Origin of the sequence: Synechococcus sp. MIT S9220 (genome assembly GCF_014304815.1) — a bacterium.
Classification (GTDB): domain Bacteria; phylum Cyanobacteriota; class Cyanobacteriia; order PCC-6307; family Cyanobiaceae; genus Synechococcus_C.
Genome location: NZ_CP047958.1, coordinates 1,555,471 through 1,568,810, shown reverse-complemented (window position 1 = coordinate 1,568,810; position 13,340 = coordinate 1,555,471). Strand labels below are relative to the sequence as shown.

Genomic DNA, 13,340 nt, shown 5'->3' with positions numbered 1-13,340 from the left:
ATGAATGAATAGATTGTATCGCTGGGCCTTATTAAAGAATGCGGCTATTTAGTATTTTTTGCCGGATCTGAAATCGTGCTCTTCTTCTTTTAATTCAGATGAACTGCAAGTTGATTGTGCATAGTGGATAAGGTTTTTATACCCTTCTGGCACTAACCCAGGGCAAAGAATGCCCACTTCGATGGCCTGTGGGCAGAAATAAACACCAGCCCAGCGATTGATAAAGCGACCCTTGATTTCGTCGGAAAAGACAAAGCCGCTTTGAGCTGCAAAATCAATGATCTCTTGAGGCCCGAGCTCCGACAATTGATCTCTGAACGATTGATCGGCTCTGGCTCTGTCGATGAAAGCGTGTAATGCTGCCTTGCTCATCGAATGATGGCTTCTTCTATATCTTTACTTGGAAAAGCGAATCCAATGGATGGCTAATCGTAAAATTACAGTTATTACTGGCGTCAGTTCGCATTTATGAATTCTGCTCTTGCGTTGTGGCTTCAGATCGTCTGCAAGCGTCCTTTCTCCTAAAGCCCTGTTCTTAACAACTGTAACGCATGGGTTGCTTGCTGAGGTCGCGTCTTCTATTTGCTCTGGCTTGATTTCAAAGTTGACTCAATGATTGACGATTCAAGATCTTCATTATAGATTTATCTCAATGAAATTTGTTTGAATAGCTTACGGTTAGACATGAAGGCAAGAAAGGCAAAAGAATATGTGTTTGGCGATTTGCTTGGCATGGAAATGCATTGCCAGAACCATTACGCTGAATATTTTTCAAAGTCTAATTTCTCTTGTAATGTTACTCAGTTGAGTAAAGGAGAACTTCTAACAAGTTCAATTTGCGCGCCAATTAAGAATGTCCACTTAGAGGTCTTTAAGTCGAATCAGACGTTGCTTTACGAAGAGGATGCTAATCAGAATTCAGTGGCATTCTGCTGGATTAGAGGGCAAGATACGAAGTCGGTTTCCAGTACAATTATCGGCGGCCATAAGATGCGCAGCCCAAGTATTGCAGGATTCAACCGCTTGAATAAAGCGGGTGGCAATACTTGGGACATTGTTGGTGCTAATACAGTGTTGTGCTGTATGAGCTTGAAGTGGGAAAAATTAAAGGATCAGATTGATCAAATGAATGCCTATAACGCTTATGCTCGTTTGGAAGAGTGCATCGGAATTGATACTGAGAGTGAGTGCACTCATCAATTAAGGCGTCTGTTTGAACAGCATTTTGAGTTTGGACTGAAATGTGGGCAGGCTTTTTACGATCTGGCGATTGCAACGCTTGAAGAATCTTCTGATCATGAAAATCTCATCACGGAACGATCTGACCAAACTGATCTGATTGAGGATCTCGTTAAGTTGTTGCACGAAGATCGATTGGGCTTGCCTCCCTTGAGGATTGGGGAGATTACAAAATTCCTGAATTCAGAAGAGAAGTCATTGAGCGAGGTGTGCCGGTCAAATTTTGATATGAGCATCCTCGAATTGATTAAGAGTATCAGGCTTGAACAAGTTAAAAAATCATATTTGAATTCACATGTTCCAAAAGGTCTGCGTTATTTCACGATGAAAAACAATGCTGAATATTATGGATTTAAAAATTGGAATGCCTTCGAACGATTGTATTTTAGAACTTTTTCCCAAAGTCCCGAGGAAACGATTGAGACGGCAAGTAAGTCGACAGTCTTTGTTTCGGATTTGTTGAGGTCCAGAAGTTGATGGAATTATCTCTTCCTTATTCAGACCCTCTGCAGATTTCGGAAACACTGAATGAGATGGGTCAGTTGACCAGAATCACACAGTTTGATTCTGGAGCTGGAAACTACAGCATGACTCATTCCATGGCGTCTGGAATTTCAATCGCAGAAATTAAGGCATCAAAAACACTCCTTTATGAGGGATGGGGGACTGATTGGTCCGTTGACTTTAATTGGATCACACCGCTGAAAAACTCGCTTGCTCCAATGGGGATTTGCGAAGGTTATGAGATGAAAGCCAATAGTCTTGGAGGTTTGAATACTTACAATGGATCGAAGGGTGGTTCATGGGGAAAGTATTCTCCACTTTGCTCTTCGACGGCTTGCATGCTTGACAAAGCCTCGTTAATGGAGGCAATGATTGCTTGTAATGCTCAGGTAGGTATTGAAAACTTGACGAGCAACAAGGGGCTGGAAGTATCGGATCAATTGAGTCATCAGCTTAAAAGGCTGGCAAGAAAAGATCTCCAAGCTGGAATATCTAATCCCTCGAAGTATTATGACCTCATTATTTGTTGTTTAGAAGATGGTAAGCCTCGTGCTTATAAAAAAGGTGAAACTAAGAATCATGCACTCTTGTCAGAGATTGTTCGCCTGTCTCACGACACGACGAAAATGTCCTCTCCTATGACATTGGCTGATGTCTGCCATTTCCTGAATACTGGCCAAGCATCACTCTATAGAGTGTGCCAGAAATATTTTGGCATGGGAATTATTGAGATGATGATGCAAGTCCGTCTTGAAGAATCAAGACGTGCTTTATTGAGATATCAGGATCAGTCGGCAGCTGAAGAAAGCATGATTCGTGAAGTGGCTATTCAATATGGTTTCAAGCATGCAGGACGCTATGCCCGTAGATACTTCAACAGCTTCGGAGAATTGCCCAGTCAGACTCTGCTAAACGCGTAGTGCTCCTGGATCCAGCTTGGGTTTTGCTAGTTGCGTCAGGCCTGCTCTCAGGCATTCCCTGTCTGTTGATTCATTCGTGTCGTCTTGAGGAAGGGAGGCTCAAACCATGCATTATCGCTGTTTAGCTTTGTAAACTGAACGATTGCCGGTATCCATTTCTTATCAAAAGATCTAAAATACAGCTAATTAGGACGTTCTCGTGTTTCACGCTCTTGTCGTGTCAGTTGCTTGCAAATGAAAAGAGTCACGTTTGAGCTCAGCGATGAACTCCATAAGAAGTTAAAGCTTCTTTGCTATACCGAGTCTGTTTCTATTGGTCATATCCTACGTGAGTGTGTTACTGACTTCTGCAATAAGCACGATGCCCATCTTATTGAATTGATTGATCGCCGCTCCAAGTAGTCGTTTAAGTCGCCTGATTTAATAGCTCTGCTTTCAGCCCTGGCTGCTGCAGTTTCTTGTCGGAAGACTGTGCGGACAGCTGATTTGATGCTTTTGTGCAATTGTGTGTTTATGAATTCTGCTCACCTGTTGGTCGCTTTGCTGCAATTGTGAAGCGCTGTCTTGCTTCTGTTCGTGGTTGTGAGATGAGTAAAAGTGATTATATCAGTTGTTTTTTTGCGGGATTTTGAGTTTTATTTTTGATAGCTTTTTTCAAGCGTTTGTTGAGACATGGCAGAACGTTTTGATGTTTTAGTGCAAGGTATATCAGAGGCTGATGCCCTATCGCTGATCTTTGCGGATACAGCTTCTGTTGAACGACCCTCAGATCGCTATTTTGCCGCGACTCGATTAGGGCTTTGTGATTGCGATATGACCCTTGAGGCTTTAATTCGAGCGACGCATGAGCTCAAAGTCGATGAATTGTTCGACCGAATCACCAGGCGAAAAGTTGTTGAGGCTTTAGGTCGCAGAAAAGATCCAAGGGCCATCCCTGCTCTTGTTGATGTTTTGGGTTGTAGTGACACTGAGGCCGTGATTAATGCGCTGTCGGCCTTGACCAGAATTGGCTGGCGTCCCAGCGAGGTAGAAGAAGGATGTCTGCTTGGATTGTTGAATGGGGAAGTGACACAAATACGTGCAGTCATTCAAACATTTACAAGGCTTGGAATTCAGAGTCCTCGTTCGAAGTCTTGCATCATGGATTGTTGTGATCACGAAAGTCTTCTGGTCTCCGGCGCTGCAAGGGCTTACATGGCTTCGCTTTATGGCGAATGTGATTTGATGAAACCATTGGTCGCATCTCTTACAGATCTGGTTGCTGGTAAGCGCAGATCTGCGGTGATTGATATTGGTGATTCCGGTGATGAAAGCCTGCTGCCTGTTCTGGTTCGTGCGCCGGTATCCATGTCTCTTCGAGCTAAAAGTTTCTTACAGATCGTTGATGGCAACCAGTCTTTCTCGAAGCCTCAAAACCAAGCTTTGTTTGAGCAGCTGCTTCGCGATGATCCTTTGTTGTTAGACATTCGACCTGAGTGGGAATGTGGATCAGATCCTGATGAGATCGAGCGGAATCTCAGCCATCGTGATGAAGCTCGACAGTATGGTGCTGCAGCGAGTTTGATGCGGATTGATCGCAGCGAATGCCTTGCAGTGATTGAAAGTATGCAGGAAAGACTCTGGTCTGATTATGTCACTCACTATTATCTGAGTTGTCTTGTTGGTTTGCGAAAGTTCAGAGAAAAGAGTGATCTCGTTAGGTCTGCTCTTGCCGAAACCACGCCCCAATATACGAAGTCGAGAATTGCAGCTGCCTGGGCTTGCGTTGAACTGCAACTTGATGACCAGATGGATCTTTTGTACGAGCTCTCTTCATCTGCTCCTTGGGTTCCATTGCGTTGGACATGCCAGCAAGCATTGGCACGCTTGATTGAGACGCAACAGCTCGAAAGGACGTTCTGAGATCGATTGACTGAACGATTTTCCTCTTGCTTGCTTAAGCAGAATGCTTAGCCATGTGCTGCATCAGGTCAATGCATTTGCAGCTGTAGGCCCATTCATTGTCGTACCAAGCAACCAGTTTCATGAACTGATCATTGAGCGCCATGCCTGCTCCAGCATCAAACACTGAGGTGCAGCTTTCACCCAGAAGATCGTTGGACACGATTGGATCTTCGGTGTAACCAAGGATGCCGGAAAGACCGTTTTGTGAGGCTTCTTTCATGGTTGTCTTGATCTCTTCGTAACTGGCTGGTTTGGCCAGATTCACGGTCAGGTCGACGACGGAGACATCAGGAGTTGGTACCCGGAAAGCCATGCCTGTGAGTTTTCCATTCAGTTCCGGAATCACACGACCCACGGCTTTGGCAGCACCCGTTGAGCTGGGAATGATGCTCTGCCCCGCGCCTCGTCCACCTCGCCAGTCTTTGAGTGAAGGGCTGTCTACTGGCTTCTGGGTTGCCGTGGTGGCATGCACGGTGGTCATCAGACCGCTGACGATTCCGTAGTGGTCGTTCACGACCTTGGCGAGTGGTGCCAGACAGTTCGTTGTGCAGCTGGCATTCGACACGATGTCTTCTCCTGCATAGGAGTTGTGATTCACTCCCATGACGAACATCGGCGTGTCGTCTTTGGAGGGAGCGCTCATCACCACACGTTTGGCGCCGGCCTCAAGGTGTTGGCGTGCGGTGTCGGCGGTCAGAAAGAAGCCAGTGCTTTCCAGCACGTAGTCGGCTCCCACGTCACCCCAGCGCAGCTGGCGGGGGTCTCGTTCGGCCGTGACGCGAATGTGACTGCCATTCACCATCAAGTGGCCATCCACCACCTTGATTTCACCTGGGAAGCGGCGATGCGTTGAGTCGTAACGCAGCAGGTAGGCGAGGTAGTCGAGTTCGATCAGGTCGTTGATGGCAACCACCTCCACGTCGGGGCAGGCCATGGCCTGTCGGAAGGCGAGACGCCCGATGCGTCCGAAGCCATTGATGCCAATACGGATGGACATGAAGGCGAGCCCTTCTGCTTCCCTGACTTATAGAGCCCATTGCAATCGAAAACCCCCTCCTTTTCTGGGACGCAGACAGAGTGAGCTCAGGTCGTTGTCGACGCCCATGGTTTCTCCGCCAGCCGAAGCCTCTTGCCCCATCTGTGCCCTGCATGGCAATCAGGCTGAGCTGACGGCTCATGAGATCTGGCGCAATGATCTCTGGCTGCTGCGACACCATCCGCGCCCTGCCCCGTTGGCCGGTTGGTGCCTGCTTGATTCGCGACGACACTGTGGTGGTCCAATCAACTTTGTCCCTGAGGAAGCGCAGGATTGGGGCGTTGTTGTCCAACGTGCCTCCCAGTTGGAGCGTGCGGTCACAGGCTGCGAACGGGTCTATGCCATCGCCTTCGGTGAAGGAGCCCGACATCTGCATCTGCATCTGATCCCACGTTCTGCTGATGATCCACGCACCAGCGCCTGGAAGATTGCTGATCTCTATCGCGATGTCGAAGCGGGAACGGTCAATGCAGCGTCTGCTGACTGTGTGAATGAATGGGTGTTGCGCGCCAGAGATTTGGCCTCAGCCGTTCTGGATTGACACAGGTCATTGTGATTGAACAGCTCACCGATGCCAGTCGTCTCCAGTCACGCTTTTGTAGCGATCAAGCAGCATTTGCTCGGTTTGCTTGAACCGGTTGATGTTGTTCGTCAGTTCCTGCTCATTGTGTTTGAGATAGGCGTGATGACCCACTTTCCATAAAGTTCTGGCTTTTTTCCAGCGAACCTGTGCTTCCTTCGCAGCAGCAATTAATTCGCTGAACTCTTCGTTTGAGAAGTCAAATTTCATCCTTTGCCTGGCCTTGATCAGTGTTCGCCGTAAGGCCCGAAGCGCGTCGCGCAGGCAGCACCGCAGCGCGCTCCCAGCGCGACCGCCTGTTGGGTGCTCCAACCTGCGCTTAGTCCAGCGGTGACGCCTGCGGCAAAGCTGTCGCCACATCCATAGGACTCCACCATCGGTCCTGGCAGTTGAACAGCATCAAAACGGCCGCCTGGAATCAGCATGCCTCCGGCCTCACCCTCCGTGGCGATTCGAACGGTGGGCGCTGGATTGAGACAGTTCTCGGGAACCTGTTCGCCGGGGTCCAGTGCGCTGCCGATCAAGGCGTCCAGAGGCACTGAAGCCTGCTGCAACACGGCGAGTCCGAGTCGTGGTGTTGCACTCAGAATCCTGGCCTGGCGTGCCCGACGCAGGCCATCGCAGTCGGTTGCTGAGACGAACACGCCGTCGCAGTCTGCAAGTCGTTCCCAGTTGAGGTCGTCTTCAGCGGTGGGCATCAAGCGCTCGCCAATCACCGTGATTGCACGGTCACCACTGGGATCCATCAGGCTAATTCCGCGCCGACTGGGTTGGTCGCGCCAGGCCACCACGGGTTCAACTCCCAACTCTCTGAGGCGTTGTTCGCTGCGTTGGCCAATCGCATCCCGACCGAGTGCTGTGAAAAACAGAACTTTTTGGCCGGTGAGGCGTGCTAGCTGGACTGCGATGACAGCTCCGGCACCGGCAGGTTCTTCGAGGTCTCGAGAAGCCCGTCCGATCCTGCCTGGTCTGGGCAGTGCATCGACCTCCAAAAAGGTGACCCACTCCTGATGCCCTACCACCGCCAGATTCAGAGATTTCAGCTCGCTATCCAAAGGCGTGGGCATTGCGTCAGGGGATGGGCAGGACGGATTTGGCGGCATCGCGCAGCTGCACGTTGATCTTGCCTCCAACAGAATCCACTCTCACTCCTCCGGTCACATTCAGCAGTTCCCCATCGGGAGTGCCGACCAGCACGGGACCTCCGTCGCTGCCGTTCACGGTCACCGGCGCAGTGACTTCTCCCACCGTGACAGCACCATCAACGGAAACACCGCCCTCAACCTTGACGGGTTCGGTCACGGCCACACCTTTGGGCACTCCCACGTCGCCGCTCACGGGCAGCGCTTTGACAGCTTCGATCGATAGAGGCTCCTCGCCCTTCACGCTGACCGGCGCAGAGAGCTGATCAACGGTGATGCCCCCCACCAGCCGCACAGGCAGCGGCTGATCAAGTGGCAAGGCAATCGGGATGGGTTGACGAAGGATCTGAATAGCAGCCACGGCAACGGCCCATGCGGCGATCACCACAGCCAGCGGCCAGCGGCTGGCCATCATCAGAATGAACCAACGAGGATTCGAGCTTGGTGAGGTCGATGGGCCCTGGTCTGCCATGGCTTGAATGAACTTGATGCACCGGTTGTACCGGCTTCCTGCGGCTCGGCCATGGGTGGCGCCAGGACCTACAGCTCAAGTTCAGAGCTCGTATTCCTCTTCGAATCGCGTCAATAACCCTTTGTAGAGAGCCAAGGTCCCCTCGCTTTCTTCGGTCACCCCCTCGGTGATGTAGAGCGCGGCCAGATGGCTGCAAGCGGCATGAACCTGAGCAAAGGCTTCTGCGTACTCGTTTTGAACGTCTTCCTCACGGATGTCTCTGATCATCGCTGAGACGAATTCCACTTTTTTCTCGGCTGCTTTGATCTCAGCCTCCATCTCCTTGCTCAGTTTGCGTCGCTTGCGAGCCATGCCTCTGGTTCGACTGGCTTCAACCTAGGAGTGAGACCTGCAGGCGGAGTGAGACCTGCAGGTCTTCAGCCGAGTCAGAAACAGAACGGAAGATATTTGGCGCTGCAGGCGACGTAACCATCAACGAGTGGGCCGAGTCCGATCTGATGGACGATCCCCTGACCTGTGATGGCTTCAGTGAGAACGCCGATCACGATGCCCAACATGGCGGCACGGCCATTGAAACGCTCCACCCGATCCAGCTGCTGTTCATGGATGGCGCGGGCCGCTGAATCCTGGAACCACTTGTCGCTGGCTTGCTGTTGAGTCATGGAACCGTTGCGGATGTGTAGCAATGTAACAGCACATTGACTTTTGTTCTTAATCACGATCTCTAATGCTTCTCATCGCCGCCCAGTGGCAGATCGGGCCTTGCCCCTGACCGATGGCCAGAGCCTGCTTCAGGCCTTGCTTGACGTACGCACGCGCCGCCGTCATTGCCACATCGAGATCCTGTCCGAGAGCCAATCCTGCGGTGATGGCTGCTGACAACGTGCATCCTGTGCCGTGGGTATGGGGAGTATCCACCCAAGGCCCCTCAAGCCAGTGGGGTTGGCCGTTGAACAGCAAATCCCGGCCCCCCAGCGATCGTTCGCTGCCGCTTTTGATCAGAACTGCCGCAGGTCCCTGGGCGTGGATCGCGGCTGCGGCTGCTTCGATGTCACTGTCGTCGCTCAGTTCATGGCCGCTCAGCAACCGCGCTTCATGGCGATTCGGGGTCAGCAGGGTTGCCAGCGGCAGCAGGTCGTCGCGTAGCGCGGCGATCGCGTCATCTTCAAGCAGCACGGCGCCTGTGCGGCTCACCATCACCGGGTCGATCACCTTGGGGATGCTCCAGTGCCGTAAGAGTTCAGCGGTGGTTTGAATCAGTTCGCGATTCAGCAGCATGCCGGTTTTCAGTGCATCGACAGGCAGGTCGTTCTTGACGGCTTGCAGCTGTGCCTCCAGGCCTGCGGGCGGTATGGGATCCACTCGGGTCACTCCGCAGGTGTTTTGCGCGGTGACGCAGGTCAGGGCACTGCAGCCATGAACCCTGAAGGCCATGAAGGCGCGCAAATCAGCCTGGATCCCTGCACCTCCTCCTGAATCGCTTCCCGCGATGGTGAGGGCGATCGCTGGAGTGATGTGTTGGGCCTGCATCAGGGTTTACGCCAGACCACCGGCTTGCGGCGTTTCGGGTAGAGCTCTCGGCACAGCTTGCAGACGGTGCCATCGCAGCCGCGTGCGCTGCAGTGCTCGCGGCCGTAGAAAATGATCTGCAAATGCAGTCGATTCCATTGCTCCTTTGGGAAGAGAGCCTTGAGATCTGCTTCTGTTTTCACAACGCTGTCGCCTTTGCTCAACCCCCAGCGCTGAGCCAGACGATGAATGTGAGTATCCACGGGGAATGCAGGGACACCGAAAGCCTGCGCCATCACCACGCTGGCGGTCTTGTGCCCGACTCCTGGTAGCGCTTCAAGCTCTTCAAAACTCTGTGGAACGACTCCGTCGTGGACATTCACGAGGATGTGGGCGAGCTTGTGCACATTGCGCGCTTTGGTTTTGGCCAGTCCCAGCTGACGGATGTGGCGGTGGATCTCTGTTTCGTCGAGTGCTGCCATGGCAGCGGGCGTTGGCCCGGCGGAGAACAGTGCCGGAGTGACTTCATTCACCTTTTTGTCGGTGCACTGAGCACTGAGCAGAACGGCGATCAGCAGCGTGAAGGCATCGCTGTGATCCAGGGGAATCGGCGTCTCGGGGTAATGCTCGTTCAGCCGATCGAGGATCACTCTGGCTCTTTCGCCCTTGTTCATCACGGCTTGAGATCGACAGCCATGATTGCAGCGCCGTTGTTGGGATGAGAGATTGGCGAGTGTTCGAACTGTGGGTTCATGAGCCCTGAGCAGCGCCGAAACAGTTCTGATTCAAGCGACGCCTATGCACGGGCAGTGCGTCGGGAAGAGCAGCAACAGGAGCGTGAACAGCAGCAGCGTCGTCAGGACGACAAACCTCAGAACATTGCTGAACTCACTGAGATTGACGAGGCCAGCGATCTGTTTCGCCAGCACAGCCATCAACAATCAATGGAAGGTGGCTGAGTCTGGCTTGTTCTCGATCCCATCTCCAGGAGTTGCACAAGCTCCCAAGAGTGAAGACATTGAACCTGGTCTTTGATCGAATCGAGACGTATCAGCGTCCTGTTGAACAGCTCGAAAAAGACATCAAGCTTCCAGATTGAATCAATTGATGGACGAAACATCTGATGGCAGCGTTTCGTGAGAAAGCATCAATTCAATTAGCATTTTCCGCTTGCATGTAGTGGCTATAGTGATGTTGAGGCTTAAGAGAAACAGGATGAACCTTCGCAATCGATTGATCGCAGTTACTACTGTTGCTTTGACGCTATCCACTGCCCACTCTATTTCCGCGGCAACGCTTCAAGACAAGGTTCGCTTTTCATACAATATCGGCACGCAGGCTGGAAAACAGTATTGCGCCAATAAAGCAGCTCAAGAAGCGATGGAAAAAGGAACTGCTATTGCCATGGGCCAGGCAAATATACCGATGTCAGTGATAAGCGAAATGGACTTTGAAGATGATCGCTACGCACTGCCTATGATTGAGGGCATGATTTCTTATGCCATTGATCACTGCCCGCAACGAGCAAAAAGACTATTCCCCGATCTCTATAAAATGGCTGATTAATCCATAGCGCTTAGGTGCTAGGGAATGTTGCAATCCTTTTGAATCGATTGTGATCTTGGATCACTTGGTTGTATGGATCAAATCATTCATTGATTTCTCAGCCTGTGCTCAGGTTTGTGCTTTGCTGCGGGATTATTCAGATAGCAGATTCAAGCATGCCTCTATGTCAACGGCTATCCACTTCGACGCGCAGTATGGGTTGAGTGACGCGTTGCTACTTTCATTTTTGTTGACTGGTCTTTCCTCTGCTCCTGTTGGCTTTGTTTTGATGATGTGGTTTGACTTGCTCCCTTAGCCCGATGACAGCATCTCTGGCTTGGTTGCCCATGTCGGCCCCATGTCCTCTCGTTGTAGTCTCGGCCCATGATTCATTGAGTTGCATGTCGAATCGACGGATCGCTTTAGTGATTGGGACCGTTATCGGCTTGATTGCGATCGTTGCCTGGGTCGCTGAGATTGACATTGTCTTTCAAGAGTCAGCGGAAGAGCAAGAGCCGAATCAAAAGTCACTGGTGATTGATGAGTCTTCTGCTGAGTCAAAGGCTGTTGCGAAATGACATGACGTTCCGGCTTGATTAGTCTTCCACTAGTTGCCATGCGTGCGTGCTACAGACAATTGTTTTGGTGTGTCTTGGCCTTGCATGGGCTTTTTATGTCAGAAGAACAAAGGCAATAATTAAAAATCTAAAGTCGCAGCTTCGAGATCATCAGCTTCAAGAACATGCTGCAATTAATTGGTGCTGCTGTGCTATTCAGCGTGCCGACAATAAGGATGAGCTGCTGAAGGCTTTTTGCCAGTTTGTTGACACCGGTCGTGAAATTATTGACTATCCGGATCGTCTCGCTGAGTTTATGAGCATCAATGGGCTGACAGAAGTTCAGCACATGAGAAATATCATTGTGCTAGACAAGGTTCTGAAATCGTTTAATGAGCGTTGATTGATCGGGGTTGGATGTTCTCCTGAGATGCCTTCTCAGTGAATCATTGCTCTGAAGCATGGATCTACTGTCTGCATGTTGATTACTTGGATGGATTGATTTCTATCGAGAAATTTTGACGCTTGCATTGCGCGGTGACGTCTGAAGCCTCGCCCGCCGGGATCAGGGCGATTCCTCCCCTCTGTCCATAGTCAGCTCCGCGATATTGAGTGATTTCTGCATAACCAGCTTTGCCTGCGTTGCAATCCACCGTGGCGGCCACCAGTTGGTCACTTCTGACCTCAAATGTTTCTCCCAGTTTCTTGTCGAGGTCCGCTGATCTTCCCGTTTCAGTGCTCAGCGTTGTTTGGATGCTTGCAGGGCTGCAGACACTGGTGACATCTGTTGGTGTGCTGTAATCCGCTGCATAGCTGAATGGCAAGTCTTGAGGAAACACCGTGACGGAGACCTGCAGTGGATGGTCTTTCCCTTCCAATCGCTCGTACTGCATGGGGTAGGTGTCTCCAACGTCGTCGTAAACCGCCATTTGTAGGAGCGTTGGACTGCACCAAGTCACGACTGTCTGCAGTTTCGACCTGTCAATTCCGATGGTTCCCTGTTGGTAGGGGCCATTGCTCAGAAATGTTGTTTCTTCAAACCGATCTGATGCTGTACAGCCTGCAAGTAAAGTAGAGATCAAAAGAACGATGGCAACAAAGCTCTTCATGTGTTGATGAATGATTTCATTATTGGATTGTTTGTGCAGGAGTTTTGATTTCTTCAGGACATTCTTGTCTCAAGGCTTTCTGCATTATCTGCTTGCTGTATTCAAAGATGGAGCGCAATGAGGCTCATTCAAGAGCCAGGCTTGATCGCTTCTTTCACTGATTCAACGCCTTTCTGGATCGCTTCTGCGGGCACTCTGAGCTTCTGTTGCTGAGTCGTCGACCAGATGTTGACGGCGTAGACGATGGCGCCACCCACAATCAATGCGGCAAGAACAAGGCCAATCCCATTGCCCCCCTGTTGAATCACAACAGGCCTTTGCTGTTCCTGATCACTCATTGAGGCTCCTCTCACTGTTCATCACTGACATGGTTGTAGCCATTGATTGTTGTCTTGTCCGTCTGCGCCAATGGATTTGATCGCTGGCATCGTTGTCGCTATGACGAGCCATAACGTCACCAGTTCGGAGTGTTCGGGCCATGCTCACCACCAGCACCCGTCTGAAGCTGCAGTCAATCCTTCAGCGAGTGGCTGAGGGGGCCAGTGTCAGCCTGTCGGACCGTGTTTATCTTCAGAAATTCGCCGACCGAGATCGCACGGTCTCGTCCTGGCTGCGTCGTGCTCGGCGCCAACAACTTTCCGGGCGCCCTCTCGAAGGTCTTGACAGCCTTCTCGATGGTCTTGACCTGTGCAGTGCAGAACCCGACCAGCAGCACAGTCCCGAGGCTGATGACCTCGGTGATTGGTTCGCAGGGGCCGATTCCTGGCTGAGACGTGACTGAGG

At 51.3% G+C, this 13,340-nt stretch carries 20 protein-coding genes; 9 read left to right on the top strand and 11 right to left on the bottom strand.

Translation table 11 applies throughout. The features are described 5' to 3' along the window. Window positions 1-48: 48 nt before the first annotated feature. Entirely contained in the window at window positions 49-372 is a 324-nt protein-coding gene (locus SynMITS9220_RS08690; RefSeq protein ID WP_186988659.1) for a Nif11-like leader peptide family natural product precursor, read from the bottom strand. A gap of 312 nt (window positions 373-684) precedes the next feature. Here SynMITS9220_RS08690 and SynMITS9220_RS08685 point away from each other — a divergent pair, with 312 nt between their 5' ends. From SynMITS9220_RS08685 to SynMITS9220_RS08675, 3 genes are all read left to right on the top strand, one after another. Next, window positions 685-1,716, top strand: coding sequence for an AraC family transcriptional regulator (locus tag SynMITS9220_RS08685; RefSeq protein ID WP_186988657.1), 1,032 nt, complete (start codon window positions 685-687; stop codon window positions 1,714-1,716). Then, window positions 1,716-2,663 (top strand): helix-turn-helix domain-containing protein, encoded by a 948-nt coding sequence (locus SynMITS9220_RS08680; RefSeq protein ID WP_186988655.1) that lies wholly within the window; start codon window positions 1,716-1,718, stop codon window positions 2,661-2,663. Before SynMITS9220_RS08685 ends, SynMITS9220_RS08680 begins: the two co-directional genes overlap by 1 nt. Before the next feature lie 672 nt (window positions 2,664-3,335). After that, entirely contained in the window at window positions 3,336-4,565 is a 1,230-nt protein-coding gene (locus SynMITS9220_RS08675) for a HEAT repeat domain-containing protein (RefSeq protein ID WP_186988652.1), read from the top strand. A gap of 34 nt (window positions 4,566-4,599) precedes the next feature. Here SynMITS9220_RS08675 and gap read toward each other — a convergent pair whose 3' ends face one another. After that, window positions 4,600-5,604, bottom strand: a complete 1,005-nt coding sequence (gene gap, locus SynMITS9220_RS08670) for a type I glyceraldehyde-3-phosphate dehydrogenase (RefSeq protein WP_186988649.1) — start codon at window positions 5,602-5,604, stop codon at window positions 4,600-4,602. 106 nt (window positions 5,605-5,710) lie between these two features. On the opposite strand from gap, the gene SynMITS9220_RS08665 reads away from it, so the two are divergent. Next, window positions 5,711-6,184, top strand: coding sequence for an HIT family protein (locus tag SynMITS9220_RS08665; RefSeq protein ID WP_186988647.1), 474 nt, complete (start codon window positions 5,711-5,713; stop codon window positions 6,182-6,184). A 24-nt stretch (window positions 6,185-6,208) separates the two neighbouring features. Here the strand turns inward: SynMITS9220_RS08665 and SynMITS9220_RS08660 are convergent, their stop codons facing one another. The 7 genes from SynMITS9220_RS08660 to nth form a co-directional block, all read right to left on the bottom strand. Beyond that, window positions 6,209-6,433, bottom strand: coding sequence for a hypothetical protein (locus SynMITS9220_RS08660; RefSeq protein ID WP_186988645.1), 225 nt, complete (start codon window positions 6,431-6,433; stop codon window positions 6,209-6,211). Between the two features lie 17 nt (window positions 6,434-6,450). Beyond that, window positions 6,451-7,290: a PfkB family carbohydrate kinase gene (locus SynMITS9220_RS08655; protein ID WP_186992031.1), complete on the bottom strand. Its 840-nt coding sequence runs from the start codon at window positions 7,288-7,290 to the stop codon at window positions 6,451-6,453. Between the two features lie 4 nt (window positions 7,291-7,294). Further along, complete coding sequence (locus tag SynMITS9220_RS08650) at window positions 7,295-7,777, bottom strand: hypothetical protein (protein WP_255483000.1); 483 nt, start codon at window positions 7,775-7,777, stop codon at window positions 7,295-7,297. A 141-nt stretch (window positions 7,778-7,918) separates the two neighbouring features. Next, window positions 7,919-8,188 (bottom strand): hypothetical protein, encoded by a 270-nt coding sequence (locus SynMITS9220_RS08645; protein ID WP_186988641.1) that lies wholly within the window; start codon window positions 8,186-8,188, stop codon window positions 7,919-7,921. 74 nt (window positions 8,189-8,262) lie between these two features. After that, window positions 8,263-8,499: a high light inducible protein gene (locus SynMITS9220_RS08640; RefSeq protein ID WP_067093010.1), complete on the bottom strand. Its 237-nt coding sequence runs from the start codon at window positions 8,497-8,499 to the stop codon at window positions 8,263-8,265. A 49-nt stretch (window positions 8,500-8,548) separates the two neighbouring features. Further along, window positions 8,549-9,367, bottom strand: a complete 819-nt coding sequence (gene thiD / locus SynMITS9220_RS08635) for a bifunctional hydroxymethylpyrimidine kinase/phosphomethylpyrimidine kinase (RefSeq protein ID WP_186988639.1) — start codon at window positions 9,365-9,367, stop codon at window positions 8,549-8,551. After that, on the bottom strand, window positions 9,367-10,020 hold the full coding sequence (nth, locus tag SynMITS9220_RS08630) for an endonuclease III (protein ID WP_186988637.1): 654 nt from the start codon (window positions 10,018-10,020) through the stop codon (window positions 9,367-9,369). The genes thiD and nth overlap by 1 nt, the downstream gene beginning before the upstream one ends. A gap of 78 nt (window positions 10,021-10,098) precedes the next feature. On the opposite strand from nth, the gene SynMITS9220_RS08625 reads away from it, so the two are divergent. The 4 genes from SynMITS9220_RS08625 to SynMITS9220_RS08610 all read left to right on the top strand — a co-directional run bounded on the left by SynMITS9220_RS08625 (window position 10,099) and on the right by SynMITS9220_RS08610 (window position 11,851). After that, window positions 10,099-10,305, top strand: coding sequence for a hypothetical protein (locus tag SynMITS9220_RS08625; RefSeq protein WP_115126832.1), 207 nt, complete (start codon window positions 10,099-10,101; stop codon window positions 10,303-10,305). 256 nt (window positions 10,306-10,561) lie between these two features. Further along, window positions 10,562-10,912: a hypothetical protein gene (locus SynMITS9220_RS08620; protein WP_186988635.1), complete on the top strand. Its 351-nt coding sequence runs from the start codon at window positions 10,562-10,564 to the stop codon at window positions 10,910-10,912. Between the two features lie 380 nt (window positions 10,913-11,292). Next, window positions 11,293-11,469 (top strand): hypothetical protein, encoded by a 177-nt coding sequence (locus SynMITS9220_RS08615; RefSeq protein WP_186988633.1) that lies wholly within the window; start codon window positions 11,293-11,295, stop codon window positions 11,467-11,469. A gap of 67 nt (window positions 11,470-11,536) precedes the next feature. Further along, a complete protein-coding gene (locus SynMITS9220_RS08610) occupies window positions 11,537-11,851 on the top strand; it encodes a hypothetical protein (protein ID WP_186988631.1) in 315 nt (104 codons plus the stop codon). A gap of 82 nt (window positions 11,852-11,933) precedes the next feature. Here SynMITS9220_RS08610 and SynMITS9220_RS08605 read toward each other — a convergent pair whose 3' ends face one another. Both SynMITS9220_RS08605 and SynMITS9220_RS08600 read right to left on the bottom strand, forming a co-directional pair. Then, on the bottom strand, window positions 11,934-12,377 hold the full coding sequence (locus tag SynMITS9220_RS08605) for a hypothetical protein (protein WP_186988629.1): 444 nt from the start codon (window positions 12,375-12,377) through the stop codon (window positions 11,934-11,936). 308 nt (window positions 12,378-12,685) lie between these two features. After that, on the bottom strand, window positions 12,686-12,895 hold the full coding sequence (locus SynMITS9220_RS08600) for a hypothetical protein (protein WP_115126827.1): 210 nt from the start codon (window positions 12,893-12,895) through the stop codon (window positions 12,686-12,688). A 140-nt stretch (window positions 12,896-13,035) separates the two neighbouring features. On the opposite strand from SynMITS9220_RS08600, the gene SynMITS9220_RS08595 reads away from it, so the two are divergent. Then, window positions 13,036-13,338 carry a hypothetical protein gene (locus SynMITS9220_RS08595; protein WP_186988627.1) on the top strand — a complete coding sequence of 101 codons (303 nt, stop codon included), beginning with the start codon at window positions 13,036-13,038 and terminating at the stop codon, window positions 13,336-13,338. The last annotated feature ends 2 nt before the right edge of the window (window positions 13,339-13,340 follow it).